The sequence below is a fragment of the Halobacillus litoralis genome, from assembly GCF_009856415.1.
GTDB classification, from domain to species: Bacteria; Bacillota; Bacilli; order Bacillales; family Halobacillaceae; genus Halobacillus; species Halobacillus litoralis_C.
The window spans coordinates 815,581-832,899 of the sequence record NZ_WMEZ01000001.1; the positions used below are offsets into that span (position 1 = coordinate 815,581).

Below are 17,319 nucleotides of genomic sequence, written 5' to 3' on the forward strand. Positions count from 1 at the left end.
TCCTTAATCTTCCGCAATCCATGATCGCAATAATTTTGCAAAATCTTCCGGTTTTTCTTTGGCCATTTTTTCCAACTGTTTCCGTTTACGCGTCCCATCATCTTCACGTTCTTCAATAGAAGGGACTTCCTGAGGCTTGGCTTCTAGAGCCTCTTCTTCAAACATCATGTACTCTTCATCATTTTGCTCCGTCCTCTTCCTGCGAGTAAGAACGATGAGAAGGACGATAATTGTGAATAGGAGCAGACCTCCAACAATATAAGCCCAAAGAGGAATCCCCTCACCTGAATCTGGAAACTCAGGTTCACCGTTGAACTCCTGGAAAACGATGGACACTTTGTCCTGTGTATCCACTTCTCCATATTCGCCATTGATCGATGTTGTAATCATCGAATCTACAATAGACTGGACGCCTTCTTGCACGGTTTGTTGCTCAGAGGCGGTCAAGTATTCGATTTCCCCCTCCGGACTGACGCCTTTGGTATTATCGATCGCTACTTGAATCCCTAAGTCCCTTACTTTATAAGGGCTTTCTTCAATATTCTTCTTAATTCTGTTGAACTCGTTATTGATCGTTTCACGGTTCATTTCGTAATCGCCGCCAGAGCCTTCTGCACCAGCAGGGTATTCTGGTATGTCCCCTTCTTCCGTACCTACAGGTCCCCCTTCAGGTACACCGCCTTCGTAGGTCTCTTCAATTCTCTCTACACTGACAGGCAGGCCTTCCATCGTTTCAGGATCTACCGGCTCTACCAGTTCCTCTACGCGGTTCTCTTTTGTAAAATCGATGTCTGCGGTTACGGTGGCTATCACTTTCTGCTGACCAATCATCATCCCGAGCATGCGTTGCAATCGTTGCTTAATATCTCTTTCAATGTCTTTTTTTACATTTTGCTGGTATGTATAAGCATTTTCAGAGCCACCCATTGGTGAATCATTTATGTCAAAATAGTTAAAATTTTGATCCATAATGACGATATTATCTTTAGGCAGGTTTGGTACAGACTTTGAAGCTAGATTATAAAGAGCTTCGATTTGACCATTTTCGATTTGATAACCAGGCTGTACATTGAGCACGATCGAGGCAGAGGCCGGCTGCGCAGATTCAGAAACGAAAATCTGCTCTTCTGGCATATTGATCATAACTTGAGCATCCTGAATGCCGGTGATGCCCTTCATTAAATTGGCAAGTTCTGTCTGCATCGCATCCAGTTTGATGACATCAAACTCATTATCTGTCATCCCCCAAGAAGTATTTCCACTGAAAAAACCATAATCGATCGTTCCACTATTGGGTAGACCGGCGGCTGCGAGGTCTACAAGCAAGCCTTCTGCCTGTGTATCTGGTACAAGGATGGTAGCCCCTCCCTGATCAAGTTCATATGTAACCCCTCTTGTTTCAAGTTCCGTCTTAATTTGACCAATTTCCTGTAAAGTCAAATCTCTATATAAGGGAACCATCTTCGTACGAGAAGCGAAAACACTTGTCAGGACAAGAAGAAAAATGATGGCAGCCACTCCGCCGATCATCCACCGCTTTTGTGAATTTTTACGCTCTTTCCAAAAGGTTGTCATTCTTTCTTGATATTTTTTTATTTTTTCTTTCATAGTTGCCCCCAAAAAAAGCACGACCTAAGCGAATGGTTTAGTGCGAATTAAATATAGTAGAGTCACACTTGCATACGCATGACTTCTTTGTATGCTTCTACGACTTTACTCTGCATTTCAACAGCTGTTTTCATAGTAATGCTAGCCTTTTGTGAAGTAATCATCACATCATGCAAATCATTGATTTCTCCTTTAGCAAGAGCCTTTGTCTTATGATCAGACAAGATTTGTGCTTCGTTCACTCTTGCAATCGCATTTTTCAACTGATTGGCAAACGTAGCATGAGCTTCACCAGGAGATACATTTTTCTTCCATTGCGTTTGAGAAGGTTGGTTTAAGGGGATGGTGTTAACTAGATGGTTTGACATTATCGATTCTCCTTACTTATCTTCCGATTTCCAATGCTTTCATTAACATACTTTTCGATGCATTGACGGCCGTAACATTCGCCTCATAGGAGCGCGTGGCGCTCATCATATCGACCATCTCCTTTAAAGGATCGACATTAGGCAGTTCTACATAACCATCCTCATTGGCATCGGGATGATTCGGGTTATATACGAGTTTAAATGGCTCATCGTCTTCTACGATTTTTGTTGCTTTCACACCACTTCCTTGTGTTGAATCAGTGGCTGCTTTATGTAAGAAACTTTTGAAGTTTTTTTCAGACGGCTCAAAAACGACCATTTTGCGTCGATAAGGCTGCCAATCCCCATTCTCATCAAGTGTTGCTCTCGTTGTGTTTGCATTCGCCATATTCGATGAAGCGACATCCATTCGTAAACGCTGTGCTGTCAGTGCGCTTGCGCTATTAATCATTGCATGAAAGATACTCATTCGTTAGTTCCCCCCCCTGATTACGGATTCAAGGCTTCGGAATTTCCCACTCATACGGTCAACCAGGGCCTGATATTGAATTTGATTTTGTGCCAGTTCATTCATTTCTTTATCAATGTCCACGTTATTTCCATTATGATTGTATACCGTATTCGTTTTCGTAAACGTCCGATACGGTTCACCAGCATCATTCGTAAAAGATAAATGCCGTTCATTCGTTTTTTTCGCTTGCAGAATCGAATGTTCTTGATTCAAGACATCCCTAAAAGCAACACCTTCAGCTTTATATCCCGGCGTATCCACATTGGCAATATTGTTAGAAATCGCTCTGTTTTTAGCTGAAGAGTAGTCCAAAGCATTCTCTAGACTTGTAAATGTGCTACTGAAAAGAGTCATAACTCCACCTCTATTCGACATTTTTCCATACTCACAGACACAATTGTAAAAAAATTCACGTACTTCTGTCTATACAAAAAACCACTTTTTTACGAGAGTATTACAAACACCCCAAAAGAATCAGGGACAAATTCCTTACTTTTTGGATTTAGTTTCCATCAGTCGAAATCTTTCCCATAATGAACATTATTACATAACTTTTTGTCGAATAGTGAATTTATCATGGATATTTTTAAAACACGACTTAAGATAGTGAAAATAGGTTAAATCTGTTAAAAATCACTTTGTTACTTTAAGGCACTGATAATAACTTATAGAAGTACACAGCTGGAATGTGGGAGACTCGATTACGGGACTTCGTTTGATTTAAGTGCTCCGGGAACACGGATTCGCTTTCCACGCCTGGCGCAGAGCTCCTCGCACTACGTCCTATGGGGTACCAGCGCTTCCACAACCTATTATCTTCTCAAAATTTCCTTCAAAGGAATCCGATGCATATGGCAGGGAATCCTTTTAAACCATGTCGTTATCGGTCTTTTCATAAGACCTCACCCTATTAGAAAATCTTTTCGAGAACCCTTTTTATCACAAGGACGTTGAGTTAGACTCCTACTTAAATGTGTAGGTGCAAAACCGAATATCCATGAGGAATAGAGTGCCTAGTGAGCCTCAAGCAATACTACAGTCCGGAGACACTTGGTGTACTCCCGCAGAAAGCGAGTCACACAATACGATAGGGAGCTATCATTTAATTTACCTGGAAGAATAACAAATAAAATTCCAAACATCCCAAAGAAATAAATTTGCGCATGAAAAAACCGCCACCTTGTACAAAGTGGCGGTTTGGTTTATTAATTGGTACGAAGCTTTTGAAGCTCCAGTAGGAAGTTATTATTCAATACTTTGATATACGTTCCCTTCATTCCTAATGAACGGGACTCGATGACTCCAGCACTCTCCAGTTTTCTCAGGGCATTAACAATCACTGATCTCGTGATTCCTACACGGTCGGCAATTTTACTTGCTACAAGCAGCCCTTCGTTCCCTTCCAGTTCTTCGAAAATGTGCTCGATGGCTTCTAGTTCACTGTAGGATAGGGAGCTGATCGCCATTTGTACAACGGCTTTGCTTCGAGCTTCCTGCTCAATTTCTTCTGTTTTTTCATGAAGAATTTCCATACCAACGACGGTAGCACCATATTCAGCGAGTAGCAGATCATCTTCATTGAAATTGCTGTTCAGACGGCTCAGAATAAGTGTACCTAGACGCTGTCCACCACCAATGATTGGAACAATCGTCGTTAGACCATTTTCAAACAACTCACGGTTTTCAACCGGGAATGCTGTGTACTCACTATTGATATCGATATCCGGTGTTGTTTCCTCTATATTGAAAAGGTTTTGCGTGTACTCTTCCGGGAATTGACGCTCAGAAAGCATCGCCTTCATTCGCTCATTCTCAATTTCCTGATTGATGGCAAAGCCTAACAGCTTTCCGCGACGGCTCAAGACGAAGGTATTCGCCTCAATCACATCTCGCATCGTTGCGGACATATCGTTGAAGTCCACGGATTTTCCGGTTGTCTTTTGCAGCATTGCATTGATTTTACGTGCACGGTCTAGTAGTTTCATGTTCATTTTCCTCCTTGTTGTTCACCCTATAGAATAAATCGGCTCAAATCTTTGTTTTTTACAATTGATGATAGTTTGCTGTCTACATACTGTGGTGTGATCTCAATGGTTTCCATCGTTACGTCAGGAGCTTCAAAAGATAAATCCTCAAGCAGTTTTTCTAAAATCGTATGCAATCTCCGCGCCCCGATGTTGTCTGTTTCCTGATTTACTTCATGAGCGATTTCTGCGAGTCTAGTAATAGCATCGTCAGAAAATTCAACCTTTATACCTTCTATTTCAAGTAATGCCTTATATTGTTTCAAAAGAGCATTCGAAGGCTCTGTTAAAATATTCTTGAAGTCAGCAACACTGAGTTTATTCAACTCTACACGGATCGGAAACCTTCCTTGCAGTTCTGGAATCAAATCAGAAGGCTTCGCCATATGAAAAGCTCCAGCAGCAACGAATAGAATATGGTCAGTCGCTACAGGTCCGTATTTTGTGACGACCGTCGAGCCTTCGACGATTGGAAGAATGTCTCTTTGTACACCTTCACGGGATACATTCGCCTGGTTATCACCCTTCGCCGCCACTTTATCGATCTCATCAATAAAGATCATACCCGCCTGTTCCACTTTAGCTACAGCATCCTGACCGACTTCATCCATATCCACCAATTTGCCTGCTTCTTCCTGTGTTAGTACTTTTCTTGCTTCTGAAACAGGAAGCTTTCGTTTCTTTTTCTTCTTCGGCATGAATTGACTGAATGCATCCTGCATGTTCATGCCCATCTGTTCCATTCCGGAGCCTTGCATCATGTCAAACATGGAAGATTGAGATTCTTCCACTTCTATGGTTACCATCCGGTCTTCCAGCTCACCAAGATCCAATTGATGACGAATACGGCTTCTTTTTGTCTCTATTTCCGCTTCTTCACTCTTCTCATCAGGATCCACTTCCTGCTGATTGCCTTGATTAAAGATCATCTCAAATGGATTTTTGAAGTTATTGGACTGCTTTTTCTTAGAAGGAACGAGCAGTTTTACAAGCCGTTTGTTTGCTTGTTCTTCCGCTCTTTCTTTCACAGCCTCCATTTTCTCTTCCTTCACCATACGGACAGCCATTTCCACTAAGTCACGAACCATGGATTCAACATCACGACCAACGTAACCGACTTCAGTGAATTTTGTGGCTTCCACTTTAACGAATGGTGCCCCGACTAATTTTGCTAAACGGCGGGCAATTTCTGTTTTCCCTACCCCTGTAGGTCCCATCATCAAAATGTTTTTCGGAACGATTTCATCTTTCAAATCATCCGTCAGCTGCATGCGACGATATCTGTTACGAAGAGCAATGGCTACAGATCGCTTAGCGCTTTCCTGCCCAATGATATATTGATCGAGTTTTTCAACAATTTGTCTAGGAGTCAAGTTTAATGACATTTATGGTCCCCCTTAATCGAGAACTTCCAGGATTATTTGATCATTTGTAAACACGCAGATCTCCCCTGCAACCTCAAGCGCTGCTCTAGCAATTTGAGAAGCAGATTGTTCCGGTGAATAACGTTTCAAAGCTCGCCCTGCACTTAAAGCGAAGTTTCCACCTGAACCAATGGCAAGAATACCATCGTCCGGTTCTATTACTTCCCCAGTACCCGATACAAGAAACATATTTTCTTTATCCATGACAATCAACATCGCTTCTAATTTCCTTAGAACACGATCACTCCGCCACTCTTTGGCAAGTTCAACGGAAGCTCTTGCAAGGTTGCCGTCATAGCTTTCCAGTTTTCCTTCAAACTTCTCAAAAAGAGTAAAAGCGTCGGCAACAGAACCAGCGAAGCCTGCCAATACTTGATCATTGAATAATCGGCGAACTTTCCTTGCCTTATGCTTCATAACTACTTGATTGCCTAATGTTACCTGACCATCTCCGCTCATCGCACACTCTCCATTGTGCTGGACGGCAAAGATCGTTGTTGCATGAAATTGCTGCTCCATCATTTTCACCTCTTATTTGCTCGGGGATGACTGTTCATATATACATTTTTCAAGCGATCTTTCGATACATGCGTATAGATCTGAGTGGAAGAGAGCCGTTCATGCCCTAACAATTCCTGTACGGAACGCAAGTCTGCTCCTTCATTCAGCAGGTGGGTGGCAAACGAATGCCTCAATTTATGGGGGTGAATATCCACCGTCATTGCTGCTTTTTCCACCATCTTTTTCAATATGAGCCTGATGCCATCAGCTGTCAAAGGCCCACCTTTAGCATTCAAAAATAACCGTTTACTCGATTCATTTTTCTTAGAAGCCAATTGTTTTCTGCCATCATTTATATATGTCTGAAGTGCTCTTGCAGCAAACTGCCCATAAGGAACATAGCGATCTTTGCTTCCTTTTCCATGAACTAAAGCTGTGTTCAGTGAAAAATCCAGGTCTGGAAGTTCTATCTTCACACATTCACTGACACGCACGCCCGTACCGTAGAGAAGTTCGATAAGAGCCTGGTTTCTCTGTCCTAAGGGCGTATGCAAATCACTTACTGTAAAAAGTTTCTCTAGCTCTTCTTCATAAAAGAAGTTTGGAATGGGACTTTCTTTCTTTGGTAAGACCACATTCAGAAATGGATTCTGAACGACAATCTCCTCTCGTTCTAAGAAACGGAAATAGCTTCTCAAACTTGATATTTTTCTGGAAACTGTCCTTCTTGAATACTCTGCTTCATACTGTCTTGATAAAAAGATTCGGATCACAGGGTATTCACATTCCTTAATGGTCAACCCCTCTGATTTTAGAAAGGATTCAAACTCATCTAAATCTCTTCCGTAATGTTTTAATGTCAGAGGCGAAGCGTTCTTTTCGATTTGAAGGTATTCCATAAAAAGCTCTTTGTAAGACTGCATAAGTCCATCCACCTCTCAAAGGCGTCTAAATTTTATCACAACATTCATTGGCATAACAATGGATTTAATAAAAATGTAACAAAATTCTGAATTGTTTCCAACTCTAATCAATCAAGTATTTAAAGAAATCGTCCTTTAGCGTGAATTAGTGTCAAGTATGTATACTTACCAAAGCGTAATTATAGCGTCCCACATAACCACTGTCAATTAAAAAATAGCGTTCCATTAAAACTCATCGCCTATTATAACAAACGCTCCCTTTTCATTGAGGACTCAGTTTCGAGACTTTTGAGTGAGGAGGAAGGTGCTCGAAACTACCTTGGGAGCTCTTCAGGCGGAGAATGCTCTAACCACAGTACTGGGACATGTTTCCCCCACCATTATAAGCAAGTCTTGAGCTGAATAGTTTAATTTCTAGTAGCAAATATAGTAAGGGGCGGCGGGGAATGAAGAGACTCCTGCAGTGAGAGAGTGCTTGGTGAGACCCCGCATTGCGTCAGCCTGAGGAGGCTCACTGGGCTCCCGCGGAAAGCGACTCATTCCCGCCGCCCCGTACCACTCACACAACCCCCTCGAAATCGAGCCTTACACAATCCACTCCTGCCATATCCTTTAATTACTACTGATATTCATTCCAACAAAGAATAAACCCAATAAGAAAAAGAGTCTACAACTAAAAGGATAGTCATAGACTCTTTGTTTTATAACTAAATCAGGATTGTGGCTCTTCTTTATAGTCACATTCGGTACACTGAATCTGTGTGCCTTTCTTCGACTTCTTCTCCACAAGAAGTGATTCACATTTCGGACAAGGTCTGCTGATCGGCTTATCCCAAGATATGAAGTCACACTCGGGGTAGTTTTCACACCCGAAGAACTTGCGGTTTTTCTTACTTTTTCGTTCGACGACTTCTCCGTCTTTACATTTCGGACAAGTGACTCCGACTTTTTTAAGAATCGGTTTTGTATTTCTACAGTCAGGGAAGTTGGAGCAGGCAAGGAACTTCCCGTACCTCCCCATCTTATATACCATTTCATGCCCGCACTTCTCGCAATCAATTCCAGCAGGCTCGTCTTTAATTTCAATTTCTTCCATTTCTTTTTCCGCTTTCTCTAAGCGGGGTTGAAAGCCCTCATAGAAATGGCTGATGATGTTCACCCAGTCCTCTTTCCCATCTTCAATGGCATCCAGGTCATCTTCCATGCCTTTTGTAAAGTCGACATCGATAATTTCAGGAAAGTACTCTCTCAGTTGTTCAAGGACAATTTCTCCAAGCTCTGTTGGAATAAAACGCTTATTATCCAGAGCGACATACCCACGGCGCTGAATGGTATCAAGTGTTGGTGCGTAAGTCGATGGACGTCCAATCCCAAGCTCTTCAAGCGTCTTAACAAGACGGGCTTCTGTATAGCGCGGTGGAGGCTGTGTAAAGTGCTGGTTCGGTTTGATTTCTTCCGCTTTTACAGTCATTCCTTCTTCAAGATGAGGCAAAAGTTTGTCTTTCTCTTTTTTGTTATCATCCCGACCTTCAATGTACACCTTCATAAACCCTTTGAATTTCACCTCAGAACCTGTTGCTCTGAATTCTACCCCTTCGTTGTAAAGATGGACGGTCATCGTATCCAACACCGCTGGAGCCATTTGACTGGCAATGAACCTGTCCCAAATCAGCTTATAGAGACGGTACTGATCACGGGATAAAATGCTTTTCATAGCTTTTGGATCACGATCTGCTCCTGTCGGCCTGATGGCTTCGTGGGCGTCTTGTGCCCCTTCTTGCTTTTTGGACCCTTTACTCTGTCCAAGAAACTCTTTACCAAAGTTACCTTCAATGTATTGCTTGGCATCCTCTTTGGCGGAATTCGACAGCCTGGTGGAATCCGTACGCATGTACGTAATCAAACCAGTGGTCCCTTGCTTCCCTCCAAGATCAATCCCTTCGTAAAGCTGTTGGGCAATCATCATGGTTTTCTTCGCACGGAAGTTCAATTTACGTGCGGCTTCCTGTTGCAGTGAGGAAGTGGTGAAAGGAAGAGATGGGTTCCTCTTTCTTTCTCTTTTGTTCACTTTATCTACAGAGAAATCTTTCCCTTTCATCTGCTTTTGGATTTGATCGACATCGTCTTGTGTCTTCAAATCCTTCTTCTTGCCTTCAACACCGTAAAAGGAACCTTCAAATGTCTCTTTATCTTTTAAGAAATCTGCTTCAATGGTCCAATATTCCTCAGGCTGGAATTTTTTAATTTCATTTTCACGATCGATAATGATTTTGACGGCAACCGATTGAACACGGCCTGCACTCAAGCCCTTTTTCACTTTCTTCCAAAGGATCGGGCTGATGTTATATCCGACTAGTCGGTCGAGAATCCGGCGAGCCTGTTGGGCATCAACCAGGTCTGAATCGATCGATCTCGGTTGTTTAAATGAATCTTTAATCGCTTCCTTGGTGATTTCATTAAAAACAACTCGACAATCTGAAGTATCATCAATTTCCAAACTATGAGCCAAATGCCAGGCAATCGCTTCCCCTTCGCGGTCAGGGTCGGCAGCGAGATAAACTTTCTTTGCCTTCTTGGCGGCAGTTTTTAGCTCTTTCAAAACAGGACCTTTTCCACGGATCGTTATATATTTGGGGTTGAATTCATTTTCAACATCCACGCCCATTTGACTCTTTGGCAAGTCACGTATGTGTCCAAGGGATGCTTTCACTTTGTATTTCTTTCCAAGATATCGTTCGATTGTTTTTGCTTTTGCAGGTGATTCTACTATTACCAGATAATCTGCCATATATGTTCCTCCCATAGAGGTGTTTTCTCTTTATGTTTCATACACTCTTTTTATATTCTCAGTTTTCGATTTACCATTTGCTGTAAAACTTGATCTAATGGAAGAGGAAGCTTAACCGTTTATTCCAAATAGAAAAAGTCGTTCTAACGTTATTATATTTCCATGTTATTGGTTGAATCAGCTTTTATAAAATAAATCTTCCCTATTATTAAATACAATGAAACCGTTTGTCAAACATATATTTTTCAAAAAAGTCTCAAATTGGACCAATCTTACCCTTGAATGTAACACCTTTGTAACGAATTATTCAAATTTTTCTAACCAATCCTCCAGAATGTCATGATACGTATGAACCAATTTTGCGCCCTCATTTATCATTTTATGACACCCTTCACTGGTTACCCTCCCTGCAGGTCCGGGTAGCGCGTAAACATCTTTTCCTTGCTCTAAGGCTTGGTCTACTGTGATCAGTGTTCCACTTTTCAGTCGAGCTTCGATCACAAAGGTACTTGGGGTCAATCCTGAGATCAACCGGTTACGTTCAGGGAAGTGATACTTTTTCGGAGGACAGTCCGGAGGATATTCACTTACGACCAAATGTTTTTGAGTTAATCTGTAGTATAGAGAAGGGTTATTCTTAGGATAAATATGCTGAAATCCCGAACCGAGAACAGCAATCGTTTTTCCATTATAATCATCAGCCAACGTGTGAGCAAACTGATCAATCCCCTGAGCCATACCACTAACAATAGTAAACCCGGACTGTATAATTGGAATAAGTACAGATTTCATAGCAGGAAATGCATAAGCAGATGGCTTGCGAGTGCCAACCACACTGATGGAAAGAGGTGTATGGAACAAAGATACATCCCCTACTGTATAAAGGACATAAGGAGGGTCTGGAATCGTTTTTAAACACTTGGGGTATGTGTGGTCAAACACGGTGATGATTGTATATTTGTGGATATAGATGTCGAGTTTCTTCATTATATTAGGGTCTGTTATATGCCGGAGGATAGATTGAGCTCTAGAAAGGGGGATGGAAAGAGTTTCAGCTAATTGTGCAGCTGTACGAGAAAAGGGATAATGTAAAGAAGTGTCAATCTGAAGTAATTTTCCAAGTAGAGGCCTCGTCATATGAGGGGAATCATGAAGGAGGAGTAAACGTGTTCTACGGTCTTTCATCAGGCACCTCGTTTCCATAGTTTAGAGGCCGTACCTGTCCATCGATACGGCCTCTTTCTTCATTTAATTAGTGTGTTTTACATTTTTCAAATAGATCCTGATCTTTCAACACTTGAATCAATGTTTCGCCCATAACTGATGGTGTTTCAGCCACTTGGATTCCACATTCGTTCATGACACGGATTTTTTCATCCGCCGTACCTTTACCACCGGAAATGATCGCACCAGCATGGCCCATGCGTTTTCCTGGAGGGGCTGTACGACCGCCAATGAAGCCGACGACAGGTTTGTTCATGTTCGCTTTCACCCATTCAGCTGCTTCCTCCTCGGCAGTTCCGCCAATTTCACCGATCATGATGACCGCTTCAGTATCAGGGTCTTCATTGAAAGCCTTCAGGACATCGATGAAATCGGTCCCATTAACAGGGTCTCCGCCGATTCCTACCGCTGTGGATTGACCAATGCCAGCTTCAGAAAGCTGATGGACCGCTTCATATGTCAGTGTACCAGAACGAGAAACGACGCCTACATGACCTTTTTTATGGATGTAACCAGGCATGATGCCGATCTTACATTCATCAGGAGTGATGACACCTGGACAGTTCGGTCCCACAAGGCGAGTTTTCTTTCCTTCCATGTAACGTTTAACTTTGATCATATCCAAAACAGGAATATGTTCAGTGATGCAAATAGCAAGATCCATTTCTGAATCTGTCGCTTCCATGATGGCATCCGCTGCAAACGGTGCAGGGACATAAATGACGGAAGCATTTGCTCCTGTTTTCTCTACAGCTTCTGCAACTGTATTAAATACTGGAATTCCTTCAACCTCAGTGCCGCCTTTACCAGGCGTTACACCGCCCACAATTTGTGTTCCATACTCAACCATTTGTTTTGTATGGAAAAGTGCTGTCGATCCTGTAATTCCTTGAACAATGACTTTTGTGTTCTTATCAATATATACACTCATCTGATTACCCGCCTTTCTTACTTGACTAGTTCAACGATTTTTTGTGCGCCTTCTGCCATAGAATCTGCAGAAGTGATGTTCAAGCCTGATTCATCAAGAATTTTCTTCCCAGCATCTACGTTCGTACCTTCCAGACGAACAACGAGCGGCAATGTAAGTCCGATTTGTTTCGTCGCTTCAACCACACCCTCAGCGATGACATCACATTTCATAATGCCTCCGAAAATGTTGACAAAGATTCCTTTGACATTTTCATCTGAAAGGATGATTTTGAAAGCTTCGGTAACTTTTTCTGTTGTAGCGCCGCCTCCGACATCTAGGAAGTTGGCAGGGTCTCCACTATAGTGTTTGATTGTATCCATGGTAGCCATCGCAAGACCTGCACCATTAACCATACAGCCGATGTTTCCATCAAGTGCGATGTAACTAAGGTCGTATTTGGATGCTTCTACTTCTTTTGGATCTTCTTCTTCAAGATCACGAAGTTCAGCAATGTCTTTTTGACGGAAAAGAGCGTTATCGTCAAAGTTTAACTTGGAGTCAAGCGCCATTACTTCCCCGTCACCTGTTGTAACGAGTGGATTGATTTCTGCAACAGAACAATCCTTTTGTACAAAGACGTCATAAAGGCCAAGCATAAACTTAACCGCTTTTCCTAAGGATTCTTTCGGAATATTAATATTGAATGCAAGTCGACGCGCCTGGAATGGTGTGAGACCTGTCACTGGGTCGATGACTTCTTTGAAGATTTTCTCAGGAGTCTTTTCTGCTACCTCCTCAATCTCTGTGCCACCTTCTTCAGATGCCATCATCGTCACACGGCTTGTCGCGCGATCGAGAACAAGACCGACGTAGTATTCGCTCTTAATATCGCAACCTTCTTCGATGAGTAAGCGCTTTACTTCTTTGCCTTCTGGTCCAGTCTGATGGGTTACAAGTGTTTTTCCTAGTATTTCGTCAGCGTATGTACGCACCTCGTCAAGATTCTTAGCAATTTTGACTCCGCCTGCTTTGCCGCGGCCACCTGCGTGGATCTGCGCTTTAACAACTGTGACATCGCTACCTAATTTCTTCGCTGCTTCGACAGCTTCATCTACGGTATATGCGACGTGTCCATTTGGCACAGATACGCCAAAATCACGCATGATTTCTTTTCCTTGATACTCGTGAATGTTCATGTTTCATCCTCCCATCAAATTTCACTGCATGTACATTGTATAAAAAAACGCTATCAATTGTCCATACTAAGCTAGATATCTGTCGAAAAATTCAATAGATTACCAGGTATATTATTATGTAAACTATATTTGTGGTCTCGAATTTTCTGTATTCCATTCCTCCACAAACGTTCCCTTTTCTTGAAGACTCAGCTTCGAGATACCCGGGGTTCGTTTGATTTTTTTGAGTGTAAGGGGTGGTTGGGAAGCTACTCGCTTTCCTGTGGGGGAGCGCCGAGCTTCCTCGGGCTGCGCCCTGTGGGATCTCGTCTGTCTCCTTCTCCCACGGGAGTCTCGCAGCTTCCCAACCACCCCATTCCATGTGGAACAGAAACGACCCCCTATACCAAAATGAGGGGTATTTACACCATACTTAGAAGTAGGCATAAAGGGCTCTATATCAGGCTTTTGAGCTTTGAATGACTACTGAAGAGAGTATGATATTATCCATTTTGCTTGAGTACCACCAGCAGCTTTTCCAGAAATAGTTTCGAGACACTTACATGGCAAAGGGCGGAGGGGAATGGCGAGACTCCTGCGGGAAGAGAGTGCTAGGTGAGACCCCACAGGACGCAGTCCGAAGAGGCTCACCGCGCTCCCGCGGAAAGCGAGCTATTCCCCGCAGCCCCCATCCACTCAAAAAAAGTCTCGAAACTGAGTCTTCCAGAATCCTGCCATATACTTCAATAAGGATTATTTCTTTTGTTGTTGGTCAACGTTATAAATGAAGGCGAAAACTTCAGCGACGACGTGGTAAAGATCTTCTGGGATTTGTTCATTGATATTCAACTCTGAGAGCAGCTCGACAAGTGTTGCGTCTTCTTGTACGGGTATTTGGTGCTCCTCAGCGGCTTTTAAAATATTTTCAGCAATAATGCCCTTCCCTTTAGCAACAACCTCTGGAGCAGCTGCTTTTTCGGATTGATAGGACAAAGCAATGGCTTCTTTTCTTTTTTCATTCATATCCTTATATCCACCCCTTCTTCCGCCGTCTCTTGGGTGTTAGAGTCAGAGGTTATTGAAACTTCAGTCGTGACCCGTGCCTTTATAGAGTTCAGTTCATATCCAGCATTTTCTAAACCCACTTCTAATTTCTTTCGATAGGGCTGAAAAAGCTTTTCAAGCTCAGGGTTTTCATTATATACGACGACAGATACTCGGCGTTCAACGATATTTAGGTCTATGATGGTTTCCTCGAGCTGAGAAAGGTGCAAGTAGAACATCACGTGACAATAGTCGGAATCAATCTGCCCATCGTCATTTTTTCGCCCTTCCATGTTCATATGTACATCCTTACGTGCTCCGATGAAATCACCAGGGAATTGAAGCGCTAATTGCAAGGTTTGGGAATGATCCGAGAGGGAAGCGAGTTGAGTCCCGTTGATCAAGTTTATCAGACGATATGCCGTTTCTGTTTTTACCTCTGACCCTTCACTTAAACCTTTTAACAGCAACGATTTCAATGAATGTTCTGCCCGTAAAGATGCATCTGTCTCTTGGGAGGTTCTTGCAAGAACATGCTCATCATTGAATCCTATCCCGTTCATCATTGTTTTCATTTGGAGCCATATTCTTTCTTTGTCAGACAACGGTATGTACTGGCTCAATGACTGTAACAACTGAACGAGGAGCTTTTGTTGTTCAACGGGAAGTTGTACCCTTATTAACTTTTGAATATCAGAAAGAAAAGACCTGAATTCAGCTCTTGTAAAAGGATTTCTTTCACCTCCAGGATCATTTAAAAGAGTGACAGCTTTATCGATAAAAACCTTTGTCGAATCCTTTAAGTTTGGTGTTAAACGTTCCATTATTTTTTGGTCAACTACTTTTCTGAAATTCTCTGTCCATTGTCTACGTGTTTGCCGAGACAACATGGAGAATTCATGATTTGGAGGTTGTTGAGTCCAGAGGGATAGGAGTTTTTCCGATGTATGCCCCCACTGTTTGATCGTTTGATTTTCTGATGGGGATAAGGGAAGTTGATTTTGTAACAGCTGTTGTAAAGAACTTGCTGCTTGTTCTTTCGTGAATGGTAACTTATCCATACTAGGATTTTGACGAAACCAATTTTGTTTGAAAGATGTATAGGTATGCTTGGTATCTATAAGTCCCGCTGTCTTCCATAGCTCAAAAGTGGATCTTGATCCATTTGCTGACTCGGATTTTAATTTAATAAGCATGGCACTTTCAAAGTTTGGATTTTGTTCTGCTCGCAATGATTGGACCATAGATTTAACTTTTTCATCGGAGGTAGAAAGTGATTTCCCTCCCAATTGCTGCACAACATTAGATAAGACTTGAGAATACTCATCCGTGTATTTCGCTGATAGTGCTGAATACACAGAAGGGCTAATGGGCATTTTCCGGCTAAGCATATGTAGTAATATTTCGCGTGTGAATCGGTGCTCGTTCGGCGACTGAATCAAACGGAACGCTCTTGCTAAATCTTTTTTATGTAAAGGCACCTTCAAATCAGCAATCGCTTTTATCAATGTGAGATTATCTTTGTTTGCCTTTATTCCTATTTGTTCTAAAAGCGAAGCGAGGTTCAACGGTTCTGAACGAGCTTCAGAAAGCGATACGGCTCGTAATATGAGATCAGGTTTCACCTGTTCTACTTGGAATAAATAAGATGAACCTTTGATCAATGGTTGATTCACTAAGGCTTCCACACTTTTCTTACCCATGTTTACTACAATTTTATTGTCTTGTAGAGATTGTACGACTTTTCCTTTTATCAGTTGGCCTGATTGTGGTTCAACGGGTAGGAGTGCCTTTGTAGATAAACGAGTAAGACTGTTGATCAAATGATTCATCTCTATTTCATCCCTTTCTTAAAGCAGATCTTTGACAGGGGCAAATGTTTTTCTATGAACCGGCGAAGGCCCGTGATTCTTTAATGCTTCCACGTGTGGCTTTGTGCCGTATCCCTGATTATTACGAAATTCATACAACGGATATTGTTCATCTAATGCTGCCATCATCCGGTCCCTGGTCACTTTAGCAACCACACTAGCAGCAGCGATCGATACACTCCTCTCGTCTCCTTTAATAAGCTTTGTTTGGGGAGTTGATGTCGCACCTAATTCCATCGCATCAATTAGCAAATGTTCCGGTTGGCCAGAAAGATCGTCGACAGCTCTCTTCATGGCAAGTTTTGTTGCTTGATAAATGTTGATTCTATCAATCTCTTCATTTGTAACTATCCCTACACCCCAATCAGCATCTGCTTTGATGCGATCAAAGTAGGCCTCACGACTTTTTAAAGAAAGTTTCTTCGAGTCGTTCAATCCTTCTAAGTAATAATCACGAGGTAAAATGACAGCACCTGCTACGACAGGACCTGCAATCGGGCCTCGCCCTGCTTCGTCTATTCCTGCAACGTGAGTAAATCCTCGTTGGAAGAGGCCTTCTTCAAACATCATCATTCTCTCATACTGTCTTTTCAGCTCTTGTTTTTGTTTGATCTCCTTATCATAACGCTTCATGAGCTGTTGGACACCTTTCCTCGAATCCTCTTTAAACACAGCTAACTCATGAGCGGTCAATTCATCGTCATTCAGTCTTTCTTTCACCTGGGCTACGGTCAATTGGATCATGAAACTTAACCCCTCCATTTCTTATCATATCGGACATTTGTCATCATTCTATAATCATTTTTTATTCCTTTTTTCTATCCCTTTTATTTTTCATCTCTATGGGTGCGTTCCTTATAAAGCTTCGTTGGCTGCTGCTGACACTTACAGCCCTGATTGAAGTGATCTCAGAGGTACTGTAGGTATGACCTCATAAAGAAAGCG

General features: G+C 42.3%; 15 protein-coding genes. All 15 read right to left on the bottom strand.

All coding sequences use genetic code 11. The features are described 5' to 3' along the window. Window positions 1–3 precede the first annotated feature (3 nt). Window positions 4–1,608: a flagellar basal-body MS-ring/collar protein FliF gene (gene fliF / locus GLV98_RS04350; protein ID WP_160912411.1), complete on the bottom strand. Its 1,605-nt coding sequence runs from the start codon at window positions 1,606–1,608 to the stop codon at window positions 4–6. A 62-nt stretch (window positions 1,609–1,670) separates the two neighbouring features. Continuing rightward, the gene (gene fliE / locus GLV98_RS04355; protein WP_160912413.1) at window positions 1,671–1,976 is read right to left on the bottom strand and encodes a flagellar hook-basal body complex protein FliE; all 306 of its coding nucleotides are present in this window, start codon (window positions 1,974–1,976) and stop codon (window positions 1,671–1,673) included. 16 nt (window positions 1,977–1,992) lie between these two features. Further along, a complete protein-coding gene (flgC, locus tag GLV98_RS04360; RefSeq protein ID WP_160912415.1) occupies window positions 1,993–2,445 on the bottom strand; it encodes a flagellar basal body rod protein FlgC in 453 nt (150 codons plus the stop codon). Between the two features lie 3 nt (window positions 2,446–2,448). Beyond that, window positions 2,449–2,841 carry a flagellar basal body rod protein FlgB gene (gene flgB / locus GLV98_RS04365; protein WP_160912418.1) on the bottom strand — a complete coding sequence of 131 codons (393 nt, stop codon included), beginning with the start codon at window positions 2,839–2,841 and terminating at the stop codon, window positions 2,449–2,451. An 851-nt stretch (window positions 2,842–3,692) separates the two neighbouring features. Further along, on the bottom strand, window positions 3,693–4,472 hold the full coding sequence (gene codY, locus GLV98_RS04370; protein WP_089652423.1) for a GTP-sensing pleiotropic transcriptional regulator CodY: 780 nt from the start codon (window positions 4,470–4,472) through the stop codon (window positions 3,693–3,695). A 26-nt stretch (window positions 4,473–4,498) separates the two neighbouring features. Then, complete coding sequence (gene hslU / locus GLV98_RS04375) at window positions 4,499–5,896, bottom strand: HslU--HslV peptidase ATPase subunit (protein ID WP_160912420.1); 1,398 nt, start codon at window positions 5,894–5,896, stop codon at window positions 4,499–4,501. Between the two features lie 12 nt (window positions 5,897–5,908). Next, the gene (gene hslV, locus GLV98_RS04380; protein WP_160912422.1) at window positions 5,909–6,454 is read right to left on the bottom strand and encodes an ATP-dependent protease subunit HslV; all 546 of its coding nucleotides are present in this window, start codon (window positions 6,452–6,454) and stop codon (window positions 5,909–5,911) included. A 5-nt stretch (window positions 6,455–6,459) separates the two neighbouring features. Further along, the gene (xerC, locus tag GLV98_RS04385; RefSeq protein WP_160912424.1) at window positions 6,460–7,359 is read right to left on the bottom strand and encodes a tyrosine recombinase XerC; all 900 of its coding nucleotides are present in this window, start codon (window positions 7,357–7,359) and stop codon (window positions 6,460–6,462) included. 712 nt (window positions 7,360–8,071) lie between these two features. Beyond that, entirely contained in the window at window positions 8,072–10,147 is a 2,076-nt protein-coding gene (gene topA / locus GLV98_RS04390; RefSeq protein ID WP_160912426.1) for a type I DNA topoisomerase, read from the bottom strand. A gap of 303 nt (window positions 10,148–10,450) precedes the next feature. After that, window positions 10,451–11,350 carry a DNA-processing protein DprA gene (gene dprA / locus GLV98_RS04395; protein WP_337193712.1) on the bottom strand — a complete coding sequence of 300 codons (900 nt, stop codon included), beginning with the start codon at window positions 11,348–11,350 and terminating at the stop codon, window positions 10,451–10,453. Between the two features lie 49 nt (window positions 11,351–11,399). Continuing rightward, on the bottom strand, window positions 11,400–12,302 hold the full coding sequence (gene sucD / locus GLV98_RS04400; RefSeq protein WP_160912430.1) for a succinate--CoA ligase subunit alpha: 903 nt from the start codon (window positions 12,300–12,302) through the stop codon (window positions 11,400–11,402). A gap of 17 nt (window positions 12,303–12,319) precedes the next feature. Next, window positions 12,320–13,480, bottom strand: coding sequence for an ADP-forming succinate--CoA ligase subunit beta (sucC, locus tag GLV98_RS04405; RefSeq protein WP_160912433.1), 1,161 nt, complete (start codon window positions 13,478–13,480; stop codon window positions 12,320–12,322). 732 nt (window positions 13,481–14,212) lie between these two features. Continuing rightward, the gene (locus GLV98_RS04410; protein WP_160912435.1) at window positions 14,213–14,482 is read right to left on the bottom strand and encodes an EscU/YscU/HrcU family type III secretion system export apparatus switch protein; all 270 of its coding nucleotides are present in this window, start codon (window positions 14,480–14,482) and stop codon (window positions 14,213–14,215) included. Continuing rightward, window positions 14,479–16,335 (bottom strand): hypothetical protein, encoded by a 1,857-nt coding sequence (locus GLV98_RS04415; protein ID WP_160912437.1) that lies wholly within the window; start codon window positions 16,333–16,335, stop codon window positions 14,479–14,481. The genes GLV98_RS04410 and GLV98_RS04415 overlap by 4 nt, the downstream gene beginning before the upstream one ends. Before the next feature lie 18 nt (window positions 16,336–16,353). Further along, the gene (locus GLV98_RS04420) at window positions 16,354–17,118 is read right to left on the bottom strand and encodes a ribonuclease HII (protein ID WP_160912439.1); all 765 of its coding nucleotides are present in this window, start codon (window positions 17,116–17,118) and stop codon (window positions 16,354–16,356) included. Window positions 17,119–17,319 lie beyond the last annotated feature (201 nt).

Excerpts from the sequence above, each read along its gene's own strand:
- fliF (WP_160912411.1), bottom strand. The coding sequence starts at position 1,608 with ATGAAAGAAAAAATAAAAAAATATCAAGAAAGAATGACAACCTTTTGG.
- fliE (WP_160912413.1), bottom strand. The coding sequence starts at position 1,976 with ATGTCAAACCATCTAGTTAACACCATCCCCTTAAACCAACCTTCTCAA.
- flgC (WP_160912415.1), bottom strand. The coding sequence starts at position 2,445 with ATGAGTATCTTTCATGCAATGATTAATAGCGCAAGCGCACTGACAGCA.
- flgB (WP_160912418.1), bottom strand. The coding sequence starts at position 2,841 with ATGACTCTTTTCAGTAGCACATTTACAAGTCTAGAGAATGCTTTGGAC.
- codY (WP_089652423.1), bottom strand. The coding sequence starts at position 4,472 with ATGAAACTACTAGACCGTGCACGTAAAATCAATGCAATGCTGCAAAAG.
- hslU (WP_160912420.1), bottom strand. The coding sequence starts at position 5,896 with ATGTCATTAAACTTGACTCCTAGACAAATTGTTGAAAAACTCGATCAA.
- hslV (WP_160912422.1), bottom strand. The coding sequence starts at position 6,454 with ATGGAGCAGCAATTTCATGCAACAACGATCTTTGCCGTCCAGCACAAT.
- xerC (WP_160912424.1), bottom strand. The coding sequence starts at position 7,359 with ATGCAGTCTTACAAAGAGCTTTTTATGGAATACCTTCAAATCGAAAAG.
- topA (WP_160912426.1), bottom strand. The coding sequence starts at position 10,147 with ATGGCAGATTATCTGGTAATAGTAGAATCACCTGCAAAAGCAAAAACA.
- dprA (WP_337193712.1), bottom strand. The coding sequence starts at position 11,350 with ATGGAAACGAGGTGCCTGATGAAAGACCGTAGAACACGTTTACTCCTC.
- sucD (WP_160912430.1), bottom strand. The coding sequence starts at position 12,302 with ATGAGTGTATATATTGATAAGAACACAAAAGTCATTGTTCAAGGAATT.
- sucC (WP_160912433.1), bottom strand. The coding sequence starts at position 13,480 with ATGAACATTCACGAGTATCAAGGAAAAGAAATCATGCGTGATTTTGGC.
- GLV98_RS04410 (WP_160912435.1), bottom strand. The coding sequence starts at position 14,482 with ATGAATGAAAAAAGAAAAGAAGCCATTGCTTTGTCCTATCAATCCGAA.
- GLV98_RS04415 (WP_160912437.1), bottom strand. The coding sequence starts at position 16,335 with ATGAATCATTTGATCAACAGTCTTACTCGTTTATCTACAAAGGCACTC.
- GLV98_RS04420 (WP_160912439.1), bottom strand. The coding sequence starts at position 17,118 with ATGATCCAATTGACCGTAGCCCAGGTGAAAGAAAGACTGAATGACGAT.